Origin of the sequence: Butyricimonas sp. Marseille-P2440 (assembly GCF_900091675.1) — a bacterium.
Lineage (GTDB): Bacteria > Bacteroidota > Bacteroidia > Bacteroidales > Marinifilaceae > Butyricimonas > Butyricimonas synergistica.
Map to the genome: position 1 here is coordinate 36,624 of NZ_LT594610.1, position 22,905 is coordinate 59,528.

The following is a 22,905-nucleotide window of genomic DNA, read 5'->3' on the forward strand; positions in this document are numbered from 1 at the left end:
TGTATGGAACAATTATTGCAAAACAAGGTTTGTATTATTACCGGAGCGGCACAGGGAATTGGAAAGGCTATTGCAGAACAATTTGCTGCAGATGGTGGAATCGTGTATGCTTGTGACAGACAGCCTAACAGTATGAACGAATGGTCGGAGGAGTGTTCTCGGAAATACGTAACGAAAGTAATTCCGTTATATTTTGATATCACGGATACGGTAGAAGTGAAAAATGCTTTCATGGCTATTAATAAAAAAGAGGGGAAAATAGATGCGTTGATTAATAATGCCGGAGTGGTGTTTAATAAAAAATTAGGCATGATTGTTAGGGAAGAAATGGAATTGATGTTTAAAATCAACGTGATAGCCGTGATAGAAATGATACAATTGGCAGCTCGTCTGATGGCTCGCAATAAGAGGGGGTCTATTGTTAATATGGCATCGGTTACGGCCATGTTAGGTTCTCCGGGACAAGTAGCTTATTCTGCTACGAAAGGAGCTATTGTTTCGGTGACGAAGTCGGCAGCTAAAGAGTTAGCCCCGAGTGGAATAAGAGTTAATGCCGTTGCTCCTGGGATTATAAAAACGGAACGTTTCACGGAATTATATGAGGCTACTGGAGATAAGATTGACGAGCGGATTAGGAGAATAGCTCTTGGGCGATTAGGTAATCCGGAAGATATTGCTAATGCATGTGCCTTTTTAGCTTCAGATCGGTCATCTTATATATCGGGACAAATTTTAGGTGTCGATGGTTGCGCCTCAATATAGACAGAAATGATTTTAAATATAGATAAACACGAGGTCGGCTCCATTGCAGTGATAGACTCTGCGGGTAACGAGCTAAGCTATGGGGGGCTGGTGGAATTTTCAGAAGAACTTGTAAAAGTAATTCCTGTTCGTTCTGTTGTATTCTTGCTCGCTGGCAATGACACGGGGGGAATAGCATGGAGTATAGGTCTTATCAATAACGGGATCATTCCGTTATTGTTAAATTCCCAGACAGATAAGGATTTGTTCGAGAATTTGTATGCTATATATAGACCGGCTTTTCTCTGTGTACCGGCAGAAGGTGCGGTAGAGTATGGATTTGAATGTAAGACGGAACGATGGGGATATGCTTTATTGGAAACGGGTAATAAGCGTTATCCGGTATATGAAGAATTATCTCACCTTCTTCCCACGTCAGGCTCCACGGGAAGCCCTAAGTTAGTACGGCATAGCTTTGAGAATATAGAGGCTTCTGCTCTGAATATCTCGACTTTTTTTAATTTGAAAGCAGGAGACCGTCCGTTGTTGGTGTTGCCTTTATATTACACGATGGGATTATCAGTCGTTTTTAGCCATTTGTATGTAGGTGCAACGATTCTTGTAACCAATTTAAGCATGACTCAACGGGAGTTTTGGATGTTTTTGAAAGAAAAGAATGCGACGAGTTTCACGGGAGTGCCGTATAGTTTCGAAATTTTGCGTCTGATGCGTTTCTTTAAAATGGACTTGCCCGATTTAGAATTATTGACGCAGGGTGGGGGAAAACTTTCCAGGGAGTTGAATCTGCAATTTGTGGAATATACTCAAAAAACAGGGAAGCGTTGGATTGCAACTTATGGACAAACTGAGGGAACCGCTCGAATGGCATATTTGTCGCCGGAATTTGCGATGTCTAAATGTGGTAGTATTGGCAGGGCTATTCCTAATGGAGAATTGTTTTTAATTGATGAAGAAGGAAGCGTGGTCGAGGAATGTAATCGGGAGGGGGAATTATGTTATCGGGGGCGAAATGTGACCTTGGGATATGCATTGAAAAAAGAAGATTTAGCATTGGGTGATGAAAGAAACGGTTTCTTGCGAACGGGTGATTTAGCCTATCGCGATGAAGATGGATTTTATTATATCGTGGGGCGTACCGGGCGGTTTTTGAAACTTTTCGGGATGCGTGTGGGATTGGATGAATGTGAGCATATTATAAAATCAAGATACCCCATTGATTGTGCCTGCATGGGAACAGACGAAAGAATGCTGGTTTACATTACAGACCCCAAATACAAAGAAAGTGTAAAAGACGAACTGGTAGGAAAAACGAAACTCGTGGCTTCAGCTTTTGAGATAAAAGTTCTTCCTGAAATACCCAAAAGTAAAGTAGGTAAAATATTATATAGCAAATTAATATAAATGATATGGCAGCAATAGAAAAATATAATCAAGCTTTTGTAGAGGTTTTTGGTGTGAAAGAATCTGCTTTAAATGATCATTTTTCAAAAGATAACATGAAAGAATGGGATTCTGTACATCAACTGAATATTGTGGCTTTCTTGGAAGAAGCGTTTGATATTATGCTTGAACCGGAAGATATTATGAACATGACTTCTTACGAGGAAGGAAAAACTATTCTTACGAGGTATAATATCGAATTTTAATGTTTATCGTATGGCAAGATGGAATATAAAAAATGTAGCACTTCGGGGAGTTTCACTATGTGTTCCTGACCGGGTCGTGAAAACGGAAGATTTTGAGTTTTTCACGGCAGAGGATGCAGAGGTTTTTAATAACACAGTGGGTATAAAAAGCCGTTACTTGGCACCGGATGATGTTTGTGCCTCCGACCTTTGTCAGGCTGCTGGGGAGAAACTTTTGAATGAGTTGGGGTGGGACAAAGAGAGTGTCGATGTCCTCCTTTTTGAATCGGTAACCGGTGATTACAAGACTCCGCCGACCTCCTGTCTGTTGCAGGATCGCATGGGGTTTTCTCAACATTGCTTTACGATGGATATTCCCATGGGATGTTGTGGTTGTATGTATGCTATGACTATTGGGGCTAATCTACTTTCGGCAGGTAGTGTAAAAAGGGCACTTCTTCTGGTGGGGGATACTGCTGTGAGAATGGGATCCCTTAAAGATAAAAGTAGGGTTCCCTTGTTTGGTGATTGCGGAACGGCTCTTGCGTTGGAATATGATACTGCGGCAGACGAGATAAGGGTTGATTTTCAATCTATGGGAAAAGGAGGAGCCGCCTTGATGACCCCTCATGGAGGTTTTCGCCAGCCGGTAACTCCCGAATCGTTTATTTATGAAGATTTTGGTAACGGAATCAAGAGAGCCCCTGTCCATACATTGATAAATGGCATGGATGTGTTTTCCTTCGCCATCTCTCGTCCTCCTCAAACAGTTGCTGCTTTCATGGAAGATTATGGGATTGACAAGGATATGGATATAGACTATTTTCTCATCCATCAGGCAAACAAGATGATTGTCGACCGGGTGGTGAAAAAACTTAAATTGGATGCAACCAAAGTTCCCTATAATTTAGAAGAATACGGCAACCTGGGAGGCGCCTCTTTGCCTTCATTGATGGTTAGCCGGTTGAAAGAACAATTAACGACTAATCCCCAAACATTACTGCTGTCTTCTTTCGGTCTCGGTCTTACCTGGGGAACGATGTTTCTAAAAACTAAACCAATGATTATACCAGATATAATCAGGCTATAATCAAGTATATGTGAATTTATATTTATTTATCAATACAATATTAATCATCATGGAAAAGAAAACATTTAGACAAAGAGTCAGCAAAATAGTACGTGGTACATATACAAATTATTTGAAATACATTAAAAAAGTAGATATCGGGAAGGGTGTTTCAATTTCCCAAAGAATCGATATGGATAAAGTAAATCCGCGAGGAATACACATTGGTGATGAAACCAAAATTTCAGTAGGAGTCATGTTATTAGCCCACGATTATTTCCGCGGCAAATATCGAGTAGACACTTATATCGGTAAAAGATGTGTTATTGGCGGAAGAGCAATAATTACTCCTGGCATCACTTTGGGTGACCATGTTTTTGTCGGGGCGGGAAGTGTTGTTACTAAAAGTTTTCCCAGTCATTGCCTGATTGCAGGCAATCCGGCAAGAATAATCCGAACCGGCATTGAGATTAGTGAAAAAAGTCAGATCGTAAATTTTGGAACTTTGGTAAAGCAAAATTAATCATTCGTTATTATAGTATGTATCCCAATTTTTTTAAAAGAATAATCGATTTTTTTATCTCTTTCATCGCGATAATATGCCTATCCCCATTGTTCCTTATCATACCATTGCTTATAAAATTGGAAACAAAAGGTCCTGCATTCTTTTTACAGGAACGGTTGGGCAGGAACGGCAAGGTATTCCGGATAATTAAATTTCGTTCCATGAGAGTGGGTAAAATGAATCAAAAGGATGACTTTGAAAATTATCACAATAACCCCAGGGTAACCAAGGTCGGTAAGTTTATCCGAAAAACAAGTCTTGATGAAATACCTCAGGTAATCAATATCTTGAAAGGAGAAATGGCTTTTATAGGTCCGCGTCCTCCTTTGGTGTACTATCCGAAAGCTTATAGCGATTACACGGATTATGAAAAGAAACGCTTTTCTGTAAAACCGGGACTAAGTGGCTTGACTCAAGTCAGAAATCGTTTTATCGATGACTGGAATCATAATATCCCAATTGATATTGAATACGTGGAAAATCTTTCTTTTATGAATGATTGCAAGTTATTTTTACTGTCTTTCAAATCCTTTTTTATGCAAACAAAATGAAACATCAATTAAAGATTAAATCAATAGAACTCGCCAAGGAACTGCATATGCGAATTGAAAATTTAAATGATTTCGATATTTTTTCATTTTCCTCTCTTGCCGATAAAGTTCCTAATACGGTTACCTTTACCACTTCAAAGTATTATAAAACCATCGATTTCAATCATTTTCCGGAGGACATTTTATTGATCGCTCCGGTAGAATTTGAAGGAGAAAAACGACAGAATACCATTTACGTGGACAATCCATTAAAAGATTTTCTTCATTTAATAAAAAAATATGTCCGAGATAAACATACACAACCGCCTGGAAATGTTCACCATACTGCAATAATTGACCCGCAAGCCATAATCCATCCATCCGTTTCTATCGGGGCATATTCTATCATCGGCATGTGTAAAATTGATGAAGGATCTGTAATTAAAGAACATGTTCATGTATATGACCATGTAGACATAGGAAAAAATGTGATTTTATATTCGTCAACGGAAATCGGGACAGAAGATTTCGGTCCGATAATACAAAAAGATGGAGAAATAGAGATGTTTCCTCAAATCGGCTCATTAATTATAGAGGATGGTGTACAAGTATTCCCCTTCACGGCTATTGGACGGGGAACTTTAGGAGCGACAATAATAAAAAGTGGAGTGAAAATAGATCATTGTTGTCAAATAGGGCATAATACTATAATCGGTACCAACTCAATTATAACAGCCAATAGTATCATTTTGGGAAGTGCTATAATAGGTAAAAATTGTTGGATCGGTTCCGGTTCTATCATAAAAAATCAAATTGAAATTGGGGATGGGGTCACGACGGGGATGGGTTCTGTGGTCACGAAATCTATCCCTGGTGGCTATACTGTGGCTGGTAATCCGGCGATAGAACTGCAGCAAATGATACAAGAACGAAAAACGTTAAAACGTTTGATCAATAATGCCCAAGCGGATGAAAAATAGGGTTCTTGTAATTGCTCCACATGCTGATGATGAAATACTCGGATGCGGAGCGACAATGGCGAAACTGGCAGCAGAAGGGAATGATGTGTATGTTTTGATTGTCACGAACGCAAGCATCGGGGCGCCTGAGTTGTACACGGAACAAGGAATAGCGAAAGTAAGAAGGGAGGCAAAAGAAGCGCATCAAATTTTAGGAGTGAAGGATACTTTTTTCATGGATTTCCCGGCTCCCAGGTTGGATACTTATCCATCTTATAAAATCTCAATGGAAATCTCCAAACTTTTTGAGAAATTGATGCCGGAAATGATTTTTATTCCTGGGCTTGGCGATCTACACGTGGATCATGCTGTCTTGTACAGGGCTTGCCTTGTTTCAGCTCGGCCTATTAATAATTACTCGATAAAAAAGATATACACGTATGAAACTTTATCGGAAACGAATTGGGCTCCTCAACAAGGGGGACATGCGTTTGTCCCGAATGTTTATGTCGATGTCACGGATTTTTTACCGAAAAAGTTGGAAGCGTTGCAATGTTTCAAGAATCAGACTAAATGTTACCCGCATTGCCGTTCACTAGAGGCAATAGAAGCCTTGGCTAAATATAGAGGCAGTACTATCGAGAAGATATATTCGGAAGCCTTTATGGTCGAGAGGATTATTATATCTTAAGCATATCTATACAGTAAAATTACATCATAATGAATAAACGTATTTGGATGTCTCTTGCCCACATGGGGGGCCGAGAACAAGAGTTTATACAAGAGGCGTTTGACACGAATTGGGTGGTGCCGTTAGGTCCTAACGTGGACGCTTTTGAGAAATCTTTAAAGGATTATTTAATTGAAAACGAAACAATTGAAAATGAGGGGAAACGGGTGGTGGTATTAAGTGCGGGTACAGCTGCATTGCATTTGGGATTGATCTTGTTGAAAGTGGGATGTGGTGACGAAGTGATTTGTCAAAGTTTCACGTTTTCAGCATCAGCTAACCCGATTGCTTACCAAGGTGCAACTCCTGTGTTTGTGGATAGCGAGCGGGAAACATGGAATATGGACCCGGTACTACTGGAAGAGGCTATTAACGATCGAATAAAAAAGACAGGACGTAAGCCGAAAGCGATTATTCCGGTACATTTATATGGAATGCCAGGCAAGATGGATGACATCATGGCCATCGCTAGGAAATACGGGATTCCCGTGTTGGAGGATGCGGCAGAAGCGTTAGGTTCGGCATATAGAGGGGTTCGATGTGGAATGTTTGGTGATTATGCCATATTGTCGTTTAATGGCAATAAGATAATTACGACATCGGGTGGCGGCGCTTTGATTTGTTCTTGTGAAGAACAGGCTAAACGAGCTTTGTTTTATGCCACACAAGCAAGAGAACAAGCGCCTCATTACCAGCATGAAGAAATAGGTTATAATTATCGCATGAGCAATATATGTGCCGGAATAGGCAGAGGGCAGATGTATGTCTTAAATGAACATATAACCCAAAGGCAAGATATACATGATTTGTATCTCCGCTTGTTGCAAGATGTAAAAGGTGTTCAGGTGATGTGCCAACCGGAAGGCGGGGAATTTAGTTCAAATTATTGGTTGACTTGTATTACCGTGGAGCCTGAGGTAGCCGGTTTTACCCGGGAGGATATTCGTTTAGCATTGGATGCGGATAACATTGAAAGTCGTCCGCTTTGGAAACCGATGCATTTGCAGCCTGTGTTTAAGAACGCTCCTTTTTATGGAAATGGAACGAGTGAACGGTTGTTCGAGATCGGATTATGTTTACCTTCCGGGCCGACATTGACGAATCGTGATATCGAGAGAGTTGTTAAAGTGATAAAGAATTTAATGTGTAAATCCTAATTTTAAATGTATGCATAATAATTTTGGATGGATTATTTTATTTCTGCTCGGGGGTATGTTATTTGCTTCTTGCGGATCCAGAAAGAAAGTCGTGTATTTGCAGGATGTTGATATTAACAAACGAATAAAAGCGGAATGCGAGTATAAAACAGTTATTCATGCAGACGACCTGTTATCCATTATTGTATCGTGTGATGATCTTGAGTCTGCTTTGCCTTTTAATACACCGATGATCGGTTTGGGGCGTGAGGTGAATGCTACTTCGACTCAACAGATTCCTAGAGGTTATTTAGTAGACAAAAGAGGGGAGATAGATTTTCCTGTATTAGGGAAGTTAAAAGTGGAAGGAATTTCAAGAAATGAGTTGGCAGAAATGTTGAAAGAGAAATTATCCGTTTACTTGAAAAATCCGATTGTGACAATTCAATTCCAGAATTTTAAGGTAACTGTTCTTGGGGAGGTCCGGAATCCTGGTAGTTATAAAGTGGTTAGTGAACGAGTTTCTTTGTTTGATGCATTAGGGATGGCAGGCGATTTACAAATAAATGCAATACGTAAAAATGTATTGATTATGCGGGAACAAGGGGATGAAAAAATATTTGCACGGGTGGATCTGACATCCAGTGAATTTATAGATTCTCCTTTTTTCTATTTACAGCAAAATGATGTTGTGTATGTAGAACCTAATCGAGGAAGAATAGCGGGTGGAAGTGTAAGTGCTTTTTTGCCTTATATATTATCAAGTATGTCTACAATCGTGGCTCTTGTGACTTTGATAGTGAAGTAGTGTAAATAATAATGGTGAATACATGAAAACAAATAACGTGGATAATAACTCTTTTTCCCAAATGGAAGAAGAGGAGTATTTTGATTTGCGATCATTTTTTTATAGAGTGTGGGGCGTTTGGTGGTGGTTTTTCATTTCAGTTCCTTTGTGCGCGGGGATTGCCTTATATATAGGTTTTAGTACGACGCCTATTTATGAAATAGGGGCAAAGGTAATGATTAGCGATTCTAAAAAAGGAGAAATCGGGGTAAACCCGATGCTCAAGGAATTGGGATTGTTCCAGGGGAATATGTTGGTTGAAAATGAAATGATCGAATTAATGTCAAAAAATTTGATACGAGATGTTGTAAAAGAATTGGAATTGAACATTAATTATACCCGTGAGAATATCATGCGGAATGAGGAATTGTATAAAGATTCTCCTGTGAAAATTCTCGTGGATTTGCCTCAAAATATCAAAGATACAACTTTCTACCTTGTATTTGGGGAGGAGGATAAAATCCAAATATGTAATACAAGTAAAGAGGTGCTTTTTGAAGGAGGGTATTCCAAAATTATTCCTATGGGAAATTATAGAATGACTGTAGAGAAGAATATCGGATTGCCCAAAGTCGGTGACGAGATACTCGTCAAAATGCAATCATTTGAATCGGCGGCTAATAGTTTTCATAAACGAATGGAAGTTACGTTGCTTGAAAAAAATACGAGTGCCGTACAAATTTTTTTAGAGGATGTATCTCCGGAGCGCGGTAAAGATTTCCTTTATACTCTTATTCAAAAATACAATGAAAATGGTATTGATGATAAACAATTGGTTTCGGCGAAAACCGTAGAATTTATTAATGATCGCCTTCTGGTCATTAATAAAGAATTAGGGGATATCGAAAATGATGCAGAGGCTTTTAAAAAGAAAAATCAGTTGACGAATCTAGCTTCGGATGCAGCATTAGTAATGGAACGTAAAAAAGTAACAGAGGCCGAGTTGTTAAAAATGGAAATAGAGATGGACGTGGTCAAAAATGTACGCTCTTATCTGGAAGATGCAGGGGAAAAAGAATTTGAAATATTGCCGGAACAACTGGGATTGACTGATGAAACATTGAATAGTGGGATCGCCAAGTATAATGAAATGGTGCTTCGGAGAGGTAAATTGTTATTATCCGCCCGCCCGAGTAATCCCATCGTAACGGGATTGGAAATGCAGCTAAGAGAGTTAAAAGTGAGTATTCTAGCGGCGATTGCAAATGTAGAAAAAGGGTTGGATATAAAAATTAAAAGTTTGTCGAAGGAAAGCCAACTTGTGGAGAAAAAATTAACCTCCGTACCAACGCAGGAAAAGCAATATCGGTCCATCGCTCGCGAACAAGAATTGAAAGAAAATCTCTTTTTGTTTTTAATGCAAAAGCGGGAGGAAGCGGAAATCGCGAAGTTGATGTATGTCCCTATGGCTAAAATTATTGAGAATCCAGATCCAGGAGAGAATCCTGTGGCGCCTCGGAAAAAAATAATTTTATTTATAGGAATGCTTATCGGGATTGCGTTACCCATAGGAGGAATTATTTTAAAAGATCGATGGGATACGAAAGTTAGAGATGTGGCAGAAGTAGAAAAAGTAATACATTCGCCTTTACTGGGAACACTGCCACAGTTACAAGAAGGTAAGACCTCTGTTGACCAGGATGATTTCATGATGTCGGAATCGATGCATTTGATCCGGGAAAATTTGAATTACCTGATCAAGCAGAAAGAAGCTCCCGTGATTATGGTATCGTCCACGATTCCGAGAGAAGGAAAATCCTTGGTTGCGGCTCATTTGGCGAATGCTTATGCCAAAGCTGGCAAGAAAGTTGTCGTTATTGGTTGTGACTTGCGGAATCCTCGATTGAACGAGTATTTCAACCGGGAAAACAGAAAAGGATTGTCGGCTTATCTTGCCGGAATGGAAGATGATCCGGCTAAAATTATGGAGAAAGTGGATGATAATCTTTACGTGATATTCGGGGGAACCGTGCCGCCGAATCCGACACAATTGGTTGCCAGCCCCCGTATGGGAGTGTTGTTGGAATATCTAAAGAAAGAATTTTCGTATGTTATCATGGATACTCCTCCCTTGGGAATTTTGGCGGATGGTTTTTCGTTGAGCGTGTACGCAGATGCCTGCGTGTATGTGATACGGGCAAACGTGTTGGACAAAAAAGGATTGAGAGTAATTTCCGATTTGGAAAAAGGAGATCGTCTGGCAAATCTGGGAATCGTGGTGAATGGAATTAAGTTGAGCCGTTCCGGGGGCTATGGCTACGGTTATGGCTATGGTTATGGCTACGGCTACGGTTATGGTTACGGCTACGGTCAAGGAAATGAAAAGAAGAAGAAAGCCTCGAAGTAATTTTAGATTTATTTTAATTTATAACATGAGTTTATTCCGTAGAGAACCTAAACAGTTTTTCTTTTACGAGCATGATATGCATTCCCATATATTGCCGGGATTGGATGACGGGGTGAAGACGATCGAAGAGTCGGTTGCTATCGTGAAAAGCATGTTGGCTCTGGGGGTGAAAAGGTTTTCTTTTACCCCTCATATTTCTTTTCCCTCGCCCATGAACACCCCGGAGATTATTCGGGAGCGATTGGATTTACTAAAGGCACGTCTTTTGAAAGAAGATATTCATTTGGATGCGGATGCCGGGGCGGAATATAAGGTGGGAGAATATATGTTGGAGTTGATCGAACAAGATGCGATAGCTTCGTTCCGGGATAGAATGGTTTTGATAGAACATAGCTTCGTGTCCCCGGCTCCTTCTTTTGAAGAAGTCGTTTTCCGCTTGCAGGAGCGGGAATACCATCCCGTGTTGGCTCATCCGGAACGTTATCCGTTCTATGCCGGGGCAATTTTAGAGCGGGTGAAGGCTCTGAAAGAACGTGGTTGCCGAATGCAGGTGAATTTATTGTCTTTTGTCGGATTTTACGGGAAAGAGGCTCAAAAAGGAGCACTGGTTCTTGCCGATGCGGGGGCGATAGATTATCTTTCCGGGGATATTCATTCATATCGCCAAGTGGAACACTTGGAAAAATTCGTGAAATCGAAGCATTCCGCTCATTTATTTAAATGTATGAACTTGTGATTTAGACCGTACGTCGGATCATAATGACTAGTATAACCTCGGGTGGAAAGCCCGAGGTTTTTTTATTATATTTTTTTTTGAAATTCCATCTTTGCTTGCGATGCTTCTTTCGAACCGGAAATATTTTACCCTTATTAACTGAAGAACCAAAGAGAAACCGTGGAAAATCCGAGGTAATCGTTTCTCACTGTCGTGTTGCGGACGTTTTCGCTCTAGTGTTTCTATATAAAAGATTATAGGATGTCTACGGCAAAAACGGAGATACAACGGGAGTGGGGTATGATTTGGGTTAATCTTCTTTGGGTTTACAGTGGGTTCTCTGTAGGTTCATGTACTAATAATCATGTGCAAATATGAACTGTAGAAGGAGTATTTGTCCTGATTTTTAGAGTATTATTTATCGATCGTTTATTGCGTTGCAAATATACGCCATTTTTTATTATCGCAAATCTTTCTCGTGCATTTTTTCATTTCTCGAAATTAAGCGATTACAATTTTATGGATAGAAGACTCAAAATGATCTTCGTTCATATCAATAAACGATCATTTTTTGATATAAAATATCGTTTATCGTAACAGCTTTCACGCATCCATAATCCATAGTGCTGTTTAAGCGGGGCGCATGAAACACGTGGCAATAAATCAGGACCGGTAACAGGGTTAGTGCGCGAAGCGCATCCGGGCGGCTGATAGAATAAACATTTACATGATTGGGGATAAGGAATTACACTGGTATGTCGCTCACACGCGGGTGAACCAAGAATTATTGATCAAGAAGAAACTGGACGAACTGGAAATCGAGAATTTCCTTCCATTGGAGGAACAAGTCCGGGAAACACCGCTTGGTCGGAAGTCGTTTCGTGTACCTTTGATTCATGGTATGATTTTTATCCGCACGGACAAGGCAACGAGTTTCTCCTTGCTCAACGAGTATTCCCTGAATATAGTTTACCTGAAAGATATCGAGGGACGTTGTTCCCTGGTCGTTCCCGACAAGCAGATGAAGGATTTCATGTTCCTGCTGGATTTTTCACCCGAGGGCATCGAGGTGTTTAATAACAATCTCCGGCGGGGTGACCGTGTCCGGGTGGTTAAAGGACCGTTGGTGGGGCTGGAAGGAGAGTTGGTTCGCTTGCGGGGGCACAAGCGGGTGGTGATCCGCCTGGAGGGAGTGGCATCGATTGCCACGTCTTATATCCCGGGTTCATTCCTGGAAAAAATAGAGTAAAAGAAATAGATTGATTTATGAATTGAAAGCATAAATCTAAAATCATGAATCAAGAATTGCAGATGGAAAAAGGTTTGTTTCACGATTTGTACAGGCAAGTGGACAATCTTGATCTCCGGTCGTATTCCCCGGCGAGCTTGTCTGGATTACTGCACGGTTACCTGACGGTGTACTCGATGGTGCGGGTGTACCCGTGGTTGGAGGGGGATTTCGGTAATCCCGGCGATGTTCACGAGCGGGCGAAGTCGATCGTCCACTTGTACCCCAGCCAGTTGCGATGTAGTGATGTTGATGCGGAAATCCGTGCGGGTTATGCGGCGGACAAGATGGATGTCTACCAGTTGTACGCGGACTTGAGTTACCTTAAAAATGGTCTGGACGCGGCGTACAAGATACTCTCGTTGCAGGGGAACGGGAAGATCGTGTTGCCTTGCCGGACGCCGAATATTTGCCGTTTGTTGTGCAACTGTTACTATTTTGCCGGCGACGAGGAATGCGGGGAACTTGCCGGACGCTTGGTGACGGAGATGTTGGGATATATTCGCGGCGGTGACCGAGAGGTTTTATTGGCGTGGTGGGATGCCATTTGCTTGTACATTGATGCGGTGGGAGCGATGATGTTGCCTGGGGAGGATTATAAACGGCTGGAGGAGGAACGGGCTCGTTTGCGGGTGAGCGTGGAACGGGAGGAGAAGGAGATTGTTAAGCGTTTTTTGCAGTCGCATGAGAATGGTTTTGACATGAAAACGAGAGTGTTTAATATATTGGCAAAGCGGGAGTTTGCCGCTTGCAACGAGAAATATGCCGGGTAACGCAACCCCCGGCAATAGCGTCTCCCTCAACGGTACTTCATGCGCCGGATCAAACTGTAAATACCGGAGGGGACGCTTCTTTTAAATTTTTAGAGAACAAGAAATTTTATCATTTTATAAATGGAAAATTTGATAAACGAGGTGTCCAAGTATTTGGTCGGAAGGAAAAAATACGTGAGTTATAAGGTGATCCTTTTGGCGGATGTCTATTTGTCGCTTGCTAGTTCGCTAGTGTCGCTTTTTTTTATTGATAGTTTTATAGCGGACCTGTCTTGGCTGGCTTATGCCACGGTACTGTTTGCGGGAGGGGTGGTCACTTTTTTAGTCTTTTGGCTTTCGGGAACGAGCAAGAACATCATCCGCCATGCGTCAATGAAAAGTATGGGGAGATTGTGTTTCTTCATATTTTTGAGCGATATTCTTTTAGGAGGCGTGCTTTGGGTGTTCGATAGGTATTTGTTGGGGCATCATCTTGTTGCTTTTTGCTTGCTTGATTTTCTTGTGACGACAGTGGTTTTAATCGTTTTTCGCATAATGCTGGTACTGGTTTACGATTACGCTGTTTCGCGGGAGGTTTCGGGTAAAACCCGGGTGCTTGTTTACGGGAGCGGGGATAAAAGCGTGGCGTTAAAAAAGCGGATGCACACGAGCAAGCATTATCAAGTGGTAGGGTTCGTGAATTCGGACAAGTATTTGAAGTCTTGCGTGATATCGGATTTGCCAGTTTGTTATTTCGAGGACGAGGAACATTTTTCACGTTTCGTGAAGAAATATAATATCAATGCGTTGTTGTTTCCCTCGTACGAGGAGGCTCGCCGGGAGGCGGACCGCTTGGTGCGTTTTTGTATGGATTGCGGTCTGAAAAATTTGGTGACACCCCCGGTAGACGTGCTGGGCGATGGTTTAAAGAAGACTATCGTTCGTGAAATACGTGTCGAGGATTTACTGGGGCGTGAAGAGATCAAGGTAAACATGCGTGAGTGCGCTGATCATTTTGTCGGCAAGGTAGTGATGGTCACGGGGGCGGCGGGCAGTATCGGCAGCGAATTGTGCCGCCAATTGGCACAGTTGGACGTGAGGCATTTGGTTTTGTTTGATAACGCTGAAACTCCGATGCACGAGTTCCGCCTGGAGCTGGAGAGGAATTTCCCGGAATTGAAGTTTAGTCCTTTTATTGGAGATATCCGCCAGAAGGAACGTTTGCGAATGGCTTTCGAGAAGTTTCGCCCGGCGGTGGTTTTCCACGCGGCGGCTTACAAGCACGTGCCGTTGATGGAGGAGAATCCCTGCGAGGCGGTGCGGGTGAACGTGGTGGGTTCGAGGTTGGTGGCGGACTTTTGTGTGGAGTACGGCGTGGAGATGATGGTGATGATTTCCACGGACAAGGCGGTGAACCCGACGAACGTGATGGGGGCCTCGAAGCGGTTGGCTGAGATTTACGTGCAGAGCTTGGGATTGGCTATGGAACGCGGGGAAGTAGGGGGTAAAACCCGCTTCGTCACGACTCGTTTCGGGAACGTGCTGGGGAGTAACGGTAGCGTGATTCCGTATTTCAGGAAGCAAATCGAGCAAGGCGGCCCGGTGACGGTGACGGACCCGCGAATCACCCGTTATTTCATGACGATCCCGGAGGCTTGTCGTCTGGTGATGGAAGCTGCAGTGATGAGTGCAGGCAACCAGATTTTCGTTTTTGACATGGGCGAACCGGTGAAAATCGTTGACTTGGCGGAAAGAATGATACGCTTGGCGGGTTACGTCCCGGGTGAAGATATCAAGATCAAGTTTATCGGGTTGCGCCCCGGAGAGAAGTTGTACGAGGAGGTGTTGAGCAACGAGGAGAATACCCTCCCGACAGGGCATACCAAGATACGGGTGGCCCGGGTGCGGGAGTACAGGCGGGGCGATATCTTGGAGGCTTACGACAAACTGGCCGAGCTGGCGCTGGTGGTGAAGGTGGAGGACACGGTGCGATTGATGAAACAGGTGGTGCCGGAGTTCAAGTCGAAAAACTCGGAGTACGAGAAGTTGGATGTACAATAAACGAGAGTTGAAAAATTGAGGATTAAGAGATGGTAATAGCTGTGGATTTTGACGGTACGATCGTCGAGCATAAGTACCCGGCGATCGGCAAGGAGTTGCCTTTCGCTATAGAGACGTTAAAGAAATTACAATCGGAACGGCACAAGTTAATCTTGTGGAGCGTACGGGAGGGCAAACTTTTGGAAGAGGCTGTCGCTTTCTGCCGTGAGCGGGGTTTGGAATTTTATGCCGTGAACCGTGATTACCCGGAGGAGGAAAGAGAACAAAATAACCATTTCTCGCGCAAGTTGAAGGTCGACCTCTTTATCGATGACCGTAATCTTGGCGGTCTACCGGATTGGGGTATGATCTACGAGATGGTGAGTAAAAAACTTTCCTACGAAGATTTGATGCGCGAATATGAACTGGGATGTGAACCGGAAAAACCGAAAGGTTTTTTCTCCCGGTTGTTTCGTTAAATCCGTGTTGTTTGTGTTTCATGAAATATAAAAGATAACAGAATAATATGAAGATCAAAAGATTATTGTTTTTATTGGCATTGCTCCTGTTGGTGTCGAGTTGTACCTCTTACAAAAATGTCCCTTACCTTCAAAACCCTGATACCGTGAATGATTCCAAGGAGGTGCTTCCCTTGTATGATGCGAAGATCATGCCGAAAGACTTGTTGTGTATCACGATAAACACGACAGACCCGAAGGCGGCGACCCCGTTCAACTTGACGGTGCAGACTCCCCTTAATGCGGCATTGACCAACATCAGCACGACCACGCAACCGACGATGCAGCAGTACTTGGTGAATAACAAGGGCGAGATTGATTTTCCCGTTATCGGTCGCTTGGAGGTGGGTGGTCTCACGAAAAATGAGGCGGAGGACTTGATCCGTGAGCGTTTGAAACCTTATTTGAAAGAAGTCCCGATCGTTACGGTTCGTATGGCCAATTACAAGATATCCGTGTTGGGGGAGGTCGCTCGCCCGGGTAGTTTCACGATCAGCAACGAGAAGGTGAACGTGCTGGAGGCATTGGCGATGGCAGGGGACATGACGATCTACGGTGTTCGCGATAAAGTCAAGTTGATCCGAGAGGATGTGAACGGCAAGCGTAAGATTATTAGCTTGAATTTGAACGACGCGGGAGTCGTGACTTCTCCATATTATTACTTGAAGCAAAACGATATTATTTACGTGACCCCGAACAAGACGAAGGCGAAGAACTCCGATATTGGTAATAGCACGAACCTCTGGATAAGCTCGATATCGATACTGGTATCTATAGCCAGTTTGTTAGTAAATATATTTTAATGAGGAAGAAGTTGAAAATTGAAAATCAATAGAGATGATAGAAGAACGGATGAATAATAACCACGGGACGGAAGTTGATGAGCGGGAGATCGATTACCTTGCTCTTTTATTCAAGTACTTTTTTTACTGGCGCTGGTTCGTCGCGAGTGTGTTGATATGTTGTGTTGCCACTTACGTGTTTCTTCGTTACCAAACGCCTGTGTATAACATATCTAGTTCCGTGTTGATCAAGGAGGAGGACAAACGGGGTGGTTCGAGCAATAATCCATTAGCGGCTATTCAAGATTTGGGCATGTTTTCCATGACAAATAATTTTGATAACGAGGTGGAGATATTGAAATCCCGTACTTTGATAAAAAAAGTCGTGAATGACTTGAATTTGAATGTTCGTGTGGTGAAAAAGCGAGTGTTCGGTTACGCGATACCCCTTTACAAGAATAGCCCGGTGCAGGTTTACATGACTCCGGAAGAATCCTCCAGGCTGGAGGAGCCGATAAGGCTGGAACTTATCTTTGCCAAATCCGGGAAATTGTCTGTTGTGGCTGAATACGTGCAGGATGGCGAAGAGCGGGAGATGAAACAGGTATTTGACCAATTACCGGCGGTGTTGCCGACACCCGTGGGTGTTTTAAGTTTTACGTTGGGTGATACCTTGTGTATGGATGAAGAGGAAATCACTTTACGTGCTACTATAAACACACCGATTGAGACTGCCGAGAAGTATATGAAGGATTTAAGCGTGACGCCTTCTTCCAAGACTACGACCATAGCAAAGGTCAGTGTAAATAACACGGACAAGGAACGGGGAGTGGATTTTATCAATCGTTTGGTGGCGTTTTACAATCAAGATGCGAATGACGAGAAGAACGAGGTTGCCCAGAAAACTGCCGAGTTTATAGAGGAACGTATCGGTATCATAAATCACGAGCTAGGTGCGGCAGAGAGTGAACTTGCGGATTTCAAGCAACGATCCGGTCTGACGGATTTGACAAACGATGCCCGTTTGGCCCTGCAAGAGAGTTCCAAGTACGAGCAGCAGCGTGTGGAGAATGCCACGCAAATTCGTTTGGTTCAGTTTTTGAGAACCTATATTAACGATCCCGCAAACCGGGAAGAGGTGATACCCGCAAACGTGGGATTGCAGGATCAGAATCTGGCAAGGGTGATAGAGCAATACAACACGATGATTGTCGAGCGTAAACGTTTGTTGAGAACCTCTTCGGAAAGCAACCCGGCGGTGATAAACTTGAATGCGGGTATTGATGCGATGAGGCGTAGCGTGGAAACAACCGTGAATAGTGTCTTGGAAGGGTTGCAGATTGCCCAAAAGGATATCGAGCGCCAAGCTAGCAAGTTCGAGAACCGAATCAGCAACACGCCCAAACAGGAGAAAGAGTTCATGACTATTTCCCGCCAACAAGAAATCAAGGCAACCTTGTATATCATGTTGTTGCAAAAACGGGAGGAGAATGCGATCACGTTGGCATCCACGGCTAATAACGGCCGTATCGTGGAAGAACCGTTACCAGGGAAGGAGCCGATAGCCCCGAGAAAACTCATCTTTTTACTGGCGGCACTGGTGGCGGGCTTGTTTATCCCGGTAGGGATCATTTTTGTCGTGGAGTTGTTGAAATACAAGATCGAGAACCGAGATGATATCGTGGAGTTGACGAATGTGCCTATTTTGGGAGAGTTGCCGTTGAGTGGGCACAAGGCCACCGATAAAGGTGCGATCGTGGTACGCGAGAACAAAAATGACATAATGGAGGAGACTTTCCGGGGATTGCGTACCAATTTGCTCTTTATGTTACAGAAAGAACAGAAGGTAATCCTTTTCTCTTCCACGCAGCCCGGAGAGGGTAAATCTTTCGTGACTGGAAATCTCGCTGTCAGTTTGGGGTACTTGGGCAAGAAAGTGATCGTGGTTGGTATGGACATCCGCAAGCCTGGGTTGAACAAGGTTTTCGGTTTGTCAAAAAGGAAAGAGGGAATTTCGAATTATTTGATGAACCCGGAAGACAAGGATCTTTTTGAATTCGTACAACCTTTTGGTATTCATTCGAATGTAGATATCCTTTTAGGGGGAACAATACCCCCGAATCCAACGGAATTGGTGGCTCGCAATGCATTAGATAATGCGATAGAACAATTGAAGTCCCGTTATGATTACGTGTTGTTGGACACGGCGCCAATCGGCATGGTGATCGATACACTTATCATCAGCCGAGTGGCTGATATGTGTGTGTATGTTTGCCGTGCGGACGTGACACCGAAAGCTGCTTTCTGTTATATCAATGTTCTCAAAGACGAGCATAACTTCGATAAGTTGGCGATTGTTCTTAACGGGATTGACTTGAGTAAACGTAAGAATACTTATGGTTACGGTTATGGCAAAAAATACGGTTATGGTTATGGCAAACATTATGGCTACGGCTATGGTTATGGCTATGGTTTTGAGGCGGAGAATAAGAAAAAATAGTTAGACACGAGAGTGGTTAGGTTTTATTATATGACAAGAAGACTAAATCTTTTAATAAAACGGGGCTTTGATATTATTATTAGTTTTATTGGAATCATAATATGTGCTTTGTTTTGGTTTGTTATTATGGTTTTGATAAAGGTGTTGATGCCTGGACCTATTTTTTTCAAACAAGGTAGGGTGGGGAAAAATTTTAAAATGTTTTCGGTGCTTAAGTTTCGGACAATGAAAGTAGATAGAGATGCCGAGAAGAATTTTAAAATAGAAAAAGATAAGGAAAGAATAACTTTCTTGGGAAATATTCTTCGAAGGACCAAATTGGATGAAACTCCGCAATTGATAAATGTATTAAGAGGAGATATGAGTTTGGTTGGTCCTAGACCTACTGTACAGCAAAGAGTTGATGAGTATCCGGAGCATCAAGCGAAGAGATTAAGTATGCGTCCGGGAATGACGGGACTTGCTCAAATAAGAGGCAATGTTTTATTGTCATGGCCTAGAAGGATCGAATATGATTGTGAATATGTGGAAAGGTTTACAATCTTATTGGATTTACAAATTTTAATTAATACTGTTGGGGTGATATTATTCGGGGAAGAAAAGTATATAAGTGATAGAGACTTATCGAGTTATAAGAACCCAATATATGATAATATTAGAAAATGAAGAGTATATTAATTGGTTCAGTACATTCAAGTGAAATAGCTTTAAGGGAAATGATAAAATTAGGTTTTCCTTTAGAAATGGTTTTTTCTTTAGATGACCAGTACTCTGAAAATGTATCAGGTTATGTACCTTTACATGAAATAGCGGAAGCGTATGGAATTCCATTCAAGAAATTCAAAAAAATTAGTTCAGAAGATAATATTCGATTAATAAAAGAAATTGTGCCGGATTATATTTTTGTAATAGGTCTTTCTCAATTAATCAATAAAGAGATTATTGATAGTGCAAAGGTCGGTGTTGTCGGTTTTCATCCGACTCCGTTACCTAAGTTTCGAGGAAGGGCCGCAATGGTTTGGCAGGTTTTGTTAGGAGTTCGAGCAACAAAATGCAGCCTGTTTATGATTGATGAAGGAATGGATTCTGGAGATATTTTAGGGCAGGAAGAATATGTAATAGAGGATACCGATTATGCTGTTGATGTGTCAAGAAAGTTAGGGGAGGCGTTATCTCGTTTAATACCGAAAGTGTTGAAAAAGATTATTGAAGGAAATTTGGTCCTTGTCAAACAAAAAGAAGAGGATGCTACTTATCTGTTAATTCGTCGTCCGGAAGATGGACAAATAGATTGGAAAGATCCGGTAGAGAAAATACAACGCTTAATAAGAGCGGTATCTAGGCCATATCCAGGGGCATTTAGTTTGTATGACGGTGTTCATAAGATAATTATTTGGCGGGCGGATTATTTAGAAAACAAGAAATATATAGGTATCCCAGGACAAATTTGTGAGATACATGATGCCTATATAGATGTGGTTGGAATGGATGGCATTATTCGTATATGGGATTATGAAAATATAGATGGGATAAGGATGTTGGTAGGCCATAAGTTGAAGTAAATCAAATTTATTGTATAATGAAGATACTTGTTTTTGCACCTCACAACGATGATGAGGTGTTGGGGGTTGGTGGAACTATCGCAAAATATGCAAGAGAGGGGCATGAGGTGTATGTTTGTGAAGCAACAAGTCTTTTAAGCAAGCCGGAAAGAATTCAAATTGTACGGGATGAAGCATTAAAAGCTCATGAAGTATTGGGGGTGAAAAAATCTTTTTTTCTAGATCTTCCAGTTGTTGCAATTAAAGATACTCCAACAAAAGAGGTAAATGCTCGATTTGATAAAATTGTACGACTTATTAGGCCTGATGTTGCATTTATTCCACATAAAGGGGATATGCATATCGATCATGGAGAAGTGGCTAAGGCTGCAATGGTTGCTTTAAGACCCATTGAAAACCCTCAGCTAAAAGAAATTTACGTATATGAAACTTTATCTGAAACGGAGTGGAATATACCAACAGTCGATAATGTGTTTATACCTAATTGTTATAATGATATTTCAGGTTTTATTACATTGAAGAAGCAGGCAATGGAATGTTTTAAATCTCAATTAAAGGAATTTCCCCATCCTAGATCTTTAGAAGCAATAGAGTTTTTATCTCAATTGCGGGGATCTACTATTGGTGTGGCAAATGCGGAAAGTTTTATGTTGATTCGAAAAAGAATGTGATCGGATTTTTTGTTCATTGCTATTAATGGAATATAATTGTTAGAAGATGTTGGGAAAAACCAGTATTAGATTATTCAATGAACGTGATATTCCATGTAAGGTCCGATGGATAAACGATAGCGGGAATAATAAGTTTTTACATTATGACCTTCCTTTGGATGAGGATAAGACTAGAGTTTGGTTTCATAAGAATGAGGGTAGGTCGGATCGCTATGATGCCGTTATTGAATATGGTGATAAGCCCGTGGGTATAATAGGGTTATTGTCTATAATGGATGGACGGGCAGAATATTATATTACATTGGGAGAGAGCCAGTATAAGGGAAAAGGTATAGCACGGGATGCGAGTATCTTGTTGTTGAAATATGCTTTTGAGGAATTGAAATTGCGAGAAGTGTATTTATACACGGAAGTGGATAATATCCCAGCTCAAAGATTATTCGAGAAATGTGGTTTCGTGAAATATCGTTTGGATAAAAACTCTGCTGTTAATAGAGGAAAATCTGTGGACAGGTATTATTACGTTATTACAGCTTCTGAATTTCGTGAAAATTAATGAAGGAAAATAATATGACTCCTTTATATTTTTTGGTTGGAGATGCCAATAGGAACAATATTTATATAAAGCGTGATGATCTGCTTCCTATTTCCTTTGGTGGGAATAAAGCGAGGAAAGCTATAAACTTTTTTAGAGAAATAGATCAGGGTGGGTTTGATTGTGTTGTCACGTATGGAAGTAGCAGTTCCAATCATTGTCGAATTGTCTCGAATATGGCAGTTTCTAGAAAATTGCCTTGTTATATTATATCCCCGGAGGAATCGTCTTTGCCCACGTTTAATAGCAGGATGATGGAGTCGTTTGGTTCTTGTTTTACAATTGTTCCTGTAGATGACGTACATGATACGATCGAAAGATTATTGGCAACGTTAAAAGGAAATGGCAAGAATCCTTATTTTATCGCAGGTGGTGGACATGGTAATCTTGGAACGCAAGCTTATGTAGATTGTTACGAGGAAATTAAGGAATATGAACATGAAAATAAAATTCATTTCGATTCTATTTTTTTGGCATCCGGAACGGGAACAACTCAAGCTGGATTAATCTGTGGGCAATTGATAAATCGGGATACACGAAAGATTATCGGTATTAGTATCGCCCGGAAAAATCCCAGGGGAAAACAAGTGGTGTTGGATAGTTCTTGTGAATATTTGGCGAGTCGGGGAATACAAATATCAAGGGAGTCGTTAGAAAATGCCCTTGTTTTCGTTGATGATTATGTCGGATCGGGGTATGGAATGAAATCCCAGCGTGTGGATGACACAATTCATGACGTGTTGGTAAATTTTGGAATCCCGATGGATTCCACTTACACGGCAAAAGCATATACCGGTATGATGGGGTATATAAAAGAAAACCATGTGGCAGGAGAAAACATCCTGTTTATTCACACGGGAGGAACTCCTCTGTTTTTTGATGATTTGGTGAGATTAAAAAATATAATTTAGA

23 protein-coding genes are annotated in these 22,905 nt (G+C 41.7%); all 23 read left to right on the plus strand.

Features of this window, described 5'->3' with window-relative positions; all coding sequences use genetic code 11:
- Window positions 1–3 precede the first annotated feature (3 nt).
- The 23 genes from BN8899_RS11190 to BN8899_RS11300 all read left to right on the plus strand — a co-directional run bounded on the left by BN8899_RS11190 (window position 4) and on the right by BN8899_RS11300 (window position 22,904).
- Complete coding sequence (locus BN8899_RS11190) at window positions 4–762, plus strand: SDR family NAD(P)-dependent oxidoreductase (RefSeq protein WP_065219497.1); 759 nt, start codon at window positions 4–6, stop codon at window positions 760–762.
- A 6-nt stretch (window positions 763–768) separates the two neighbouring features.
- Window positions 769–2,163 carry an AMP-binding protein gene (locus tag BN8899_RS11195; protein WP_065219498.1) on the plus strand — a complete coding sequence of 465 codons (1,395 nt, stop codon included), beginning with the start codon at window positions 769–771 and terminating at the stop codon, window positions 2,161–2,163.
- Window positions 2,164–2,168: 5 nt separating this feature from the next.
- Window positions 2,169–2,408, plus strand: a complete 240-nt coding sequence (locus BN8899_RS11200; protein WP_065219499.1) for an acyl carrier protein — start codon at window positions 2,169–2,171, stop codon at window positions 2,406–2,408.
- Between the two features lie 10 nt (window positions 2,409–2,418).
- Window positions 2,419–3,477 (plus strand): 3-oxoacyl-ACP synthase III family protein, encoded by a 1,059-nt coding sequence (locus BN8899_RS11205; RefSeq protein ID WP_065219500.1) that lies wholly within the window; start codon window positions 2,419–2,421, stop codon window positions 3,475–3,477.
- A 49-nt stretch (window positions 3,478–3,526) separates the two neighbouring features.
- A complete protein-coding gene (locus tag BN8899_RS11210) occupies window positions 3,527–3,979 on the plus strand; it encodes an acyltransferase (protein WP_065219501.1) in 453 nt (150 codons plus the stop codon).
- A gap of 17 nt (window positions 3,980–3,996) precedes the next feature.
- On the plus strand, window positions 3,997–4,572 hold the full coding sequence (locus BN8899_RS11215; RefSeq protein ID WP_051082693.1) for a sugar transferase: 576 nt from the start codon (window positions 3,997–3,999) through the stop codon (window positions 4,570–4,572).
- Complete coding sequence (locus BN8899_RS11220) at window positions 4,569–5,531, plus strand: DapH/DapD/GlmU-related protein (protein ID WP_065219502.1); 963 nt, start codon at window positions 4,569–4,571, stop codon at window positions 5,529–5,531. The genes BN8899_RS11215 and BN8899_RS11220 overlap by 4 nt, the downstream gene beginning before the upstream one ends.
- Complete coding sequence (locus tag BN8899_RS11225; RefSeq protein WP_026207449.1) at window positions 5,521–6,201, plus strand: PIG-L deacetylase family protein; 681 nt, start codon at window positions 5,521–5,523, stop codon at window positions 6,199–6,201. Before BN8899_RS11220 ends, BN8899_RS11225 begins: the two co-directional genes overlap by 11 nt.
- A 29-nt stretch (window positions 6,202–6,230) precedes the next feature.
- Complete coding sequence (locus BN8899_RS11230) at window positions 6,231–7,397, plus strand: DegT/DnrJ/EryC1/StrS family aminotransferase (RefSeq protein ID WP_065219503.1); 1,167 nt, start codon at window positions 6,231–6,233, stop codon at window positions 7,395–7,397.
- Window positions 7,398–7,407: 10 nt separating this feature from the next.
- Complete coding sequence (locus BN8899_RS11235) at window positions 7,408–8,184, plus strand: polysaccharide biosynthesis/export family protein (protein ID WP_018337431.1); 777 nt, start codon at window positions 7,408–7,410, stop codon at window positions 8,182–8,184.
- A 22-nt stretch (window positions 8,185–8,206) separates the two neighbouring features.
- Window positions 8,207–10,570 (plus strand): GumC family protein, encoded by a 2,364-nt coding sequence (locus BN8899_RS11240; protein ID WP_231932334.1) that lies wholly within the window; start codon window positions 8,207–8,209, stop codon window positions 10,568–10,570.
- 25 nt (window positions 10,571–10,595) lie between these two features.
- Entirely contained in the window at window positions 10,596–11,306 is a 711-nt protein-coding gene (locus tag BN8899_RS11245; protein WP_065219504.1) for a tyrosine-protein phosphatase, read from the plus strand.
- Between the two features lie 706 nt (window positions 11,307–12,012).
- Window positions 12,013–12,534, plus strand: a complete 522-nt coding sequence (locus BN8899_RS11250) for a UpxY family transcription antiterminator (RefSeq protein WP_082987025.1) — start codon at window positions 12,013–12,015, stop codon at window positions 12,532–12,534.
- 44 nt (window positions 12,535–12,578) lie between these two features.
- Complete coding sequence (locus tag BN8899_RS11255; RefSeq protein WP_065219505.1) at window positions 12,579–13,346, plus strand: hypothetical protein; 768 nt, start codon at window positions 12,579–12,581, stop codon at window positions 13,344–13,346.
- 120 nt (window positions 13,347–13,466) lie between these two features.
- On the plus strand, window positions 13,467–15,386 hold the full coding sequence (locus BN8899_RS11260; protein WP_065219506.1) for a polysaccharide biosynthesis protein: 1,920 nt from the start codon (window positions 13,467–13,469) through the stop codon (window positions 15,384–15,386).
- Between the two features lie 29 nt (window positions 15,387–15,415).
- Window positions 15,416–15,844 (plus strand): BT0820 family HAD-type phosphatase, encoded by a 429-nt coding sequence (locus BN8899_RS11265; RefSeq protein WP_065219507.1) that lies wholly within the window; start codon window positions 15,416–15,418, stop codon window positions 15,842–15,844.
- Window positions 15,845–15,891: 47 nt separating this feature from the next.
- Window positions 15,892–16,686: a polysaccharide biosynthesis/export family protein gene (locus tag BN8899_RS11270; protein WP_065219508.1), complete on the plus strand. Its 795-nt coding sequence runs from the start codon at window positions 15,892–15,894 to the stop codon at window positions 16,684–16,686.
- A 34-nt stretch (window positions 16,687–16,720) separates the two neighbouring features.
- Complete coding sequence (locus tag BN8899_RS11275) at window positions 16,721–19,165, plus strand: GumC family protein (protein ID WP_065219509.1); 2,445 nt, start codon at window positions 16,721–16,723, stop codon at window positions 19,163–19,165.
- 30 nt (window positions 19,166–19,195) lie between these two features.
- Window positions 19,196–19,831 carry a sugar transferase gene (locus BN8899_RS11280; protein ID WP_065219510.1) on the plus strand — a complete coding sequence of 212 codons (636 nt, stop codon included), beginning with the start codon at window positions 19,196–19,198 and terminating at the stop codon, window positions 19,829–19,831.
- Window positions 19,828–20,727, plus strand: a complete 900-nt coding sequence (locus BN8899_RS11285; protein WP_065219511.1) for a methionyl-tRNA formyltransferase — start codon at window positions 19,828–19,830, stop codon at window positions 20,725–20,727. The genes BN8899_RS11280 and BN8899_RS11285 overlap by 4 nt, the downstream gene beginning before the upstream one ends.
- Before the next feature lie 17 nt (window positions 20,728–20,744).
- Window positions 20,745–21,398: a PIG-L deacetylase family protein gene (locus tag BN8899_RS11290; RefSeq protein WP_065219512.1), complete on the plus strand. Its 654-nt coding sequence runs from the start codon at window positions 20,745–20,747 to the stop codon at window positions 21,396–21,398.
- A gap of 46 nt (window positions 21,399–21,444) precedes the next feature.
- A complete protein-coding gene (locus BN8899_RS11295; protein WP_065219513.1) occupies window positions 21,445–21,954 on the plus strand; it encodes a GNAT family N-acetyltransferase in 510 nt (169 codons plus the stop codon).
- Between the two features lie 14 nt (window positions 21,955–21,968).
- On the plus strand, window positions 21,969–22,904 hold the full coding sequence (locus BN8899_RS11300) for a 1-aminocyclopropane-1-carboxylate deaminase/D-cysteine desulfhydrase (protein ID WP_065220699.1): 936 nt from the start codon (window positions 21,969–21,971) through the stop codon (window positions 22,902–22,904).
- The last annotated feature ends 1 nt before the right edge of the window (window position 22,905 follow it).

Bases quoted from the DNA above. Each gene is read 5' to 3' on its own strand.
- BN8899_RS11190 (WP_065219497.1), top strand. From the start codon at position 4: ATGGAACAATTATTGCAAAACAAGGTTTGTATTATTACCGGAGCGGCA.
- BN8899_RS11195 (WP_065219498.1), top strand. From the start codon at position 769: ATGATTTTAAATATAGATAAACACGAGGTCGGCTCCATTGCAGTGATA.
- BN8899_RS11200 (WP_065219499.1), top strand. From the start codon at position 2,169: ATGGCAGCAATAGAAAAATATAATCAAGCTTTTGTAGAGGTTTTTGGT.
- BN8899_RS11205 (WP_065219500.1), top strand. From the start codon at position 2,419: ATGGCAAGATGGAATATAAAAAATGTAGCACTTCGGGGAGTTTCACTA.
- BN8899_RS11210 (WP_065219501.1), top strand. From the start codon at position 3,527: ATGGAAAAGAAAACATTTAGACAAAGAGTCAGCAAAATAGTACGTGGT.
- BN8899_RS11215 (WP_051082693.1), top strand. From the start codon at position 3,997: ATGTATCCCAATTTTTTTAAAAGAATAATCGATTTTTTTATCTCTTTC.
- BN8899_RS11220 (WP_065219502.1), top strand. From the start codon at position 4,569: ATGAAACATCAATTAAAGATTAAATCAATAGAACTCGCCAAGGAACTG.
- BN8899_RS11225 (WP_026207449.1), top strand. From the start codon at position 5,521: ATGAAAAATAGGGTTCTTGTAATTGCTCCACATGCTGATGATGAAATA.
- BN8899_RS11230 (WP_065219503.1), top strand. From the start codon at position 6,231: ATGAATAAACGTATTTGGATGTCTCTTGCCCACATGGGGGGCCGAGAA.
- BN8899_RS11235 (WP_018337431.1), top strand. From the start codon at position 7,408: ATGCATAATAATTTTGGATGGATTATTTTATTTCTGCTCGGGGGTATG.
- BN8899_RS11240 (WP_231932334.1), top strand. From the start codon at position 8,207: ATGAAAACAAATAACGTGGATAATAACTCTTTTTCCCAAATGGAAGAA.
- BN8899_RS11245 (WP_065219504.1), top strand. From the start codon at position 10,596: ATGAGTTTATTCCGTAGAGAACCTAAACAGTTTTTCTTTTACGAGCAT.
- BN8899_RS11250 (WP_082987025.1), top strand. From the start codon at position 12,013: ATGATTGGGGATAAGGAATTACACTGGTATGTCGCTCACACGCGGGTG.
- BN8899_RS11255 (WP_065219505.1), top strand. From the start codon at position 12,579: ATGAATCAAGAATTGCAGATGGAAAAAGGTTTGTTTCACGATTTGTAC.
- BN8899_RS11260 (WP_065219506.1), top strand. From the start codon at position 13,467: ATGGAAAATTTGATAAACGAGGTGTCCAAGTATTTGGTCGGAAGGAAA.
- BN8899_RS11265 (WP_065219507.1), top strand. From the start codon at position 15,416: ATGGTAATAGCTGTGGATTTTGACGGTACGATCGTCGAGCATAAGTAC.
- BN8899_RS11270 (WP_065219508.1), top strand. From the start codon at position 15,892: ATGAAGATCAAAAGATTATTGTTTTTATTGGCATTGCTCCTGTTGGTG.
- BN8899_RS11275 (WP_065219509.1), top strand. From the start codon at position 16,721: ATGATAGAAGAACGGATGAATAATAACCACGGGACGGAAGTTGATGAG.
- BN8899_RS11280 (WP_065219510.1), top strand. From the start codon at position 19,196: ATGACAAGAAGACTAAATCTTTTAATAAAACGGGGCTTTGATATTATT.
- BN8899_RS11285 (WP_065219511.1), top strand. From the start codon at position 19,828: ATGAAGAGTATATTAATTGGTTCAGTACATTCAAGTGAAATAGCTTTA.
- BN8899_RS11290 (WP_065219512.1), top strand. From the start codon at position 20,745: ATGAAGATACTTGTTTTTGCACCTCACAACGATGATGAGGTGTTGGGG.
- BN8899_RS11295 (WP_065219513.1), top strand. From the start codon at position 21,445: ATGTTGGGAAAAACCAGTATTAGATTATTCAATGAACGTGATATTCCA.
- BN8899_RS11300 (WP_065220699.1), top strand. From the start codon at position 21,969: ATGACTCCTTTATATTTTTTGGTTGGAGATGCCAATAGGAACAATATT.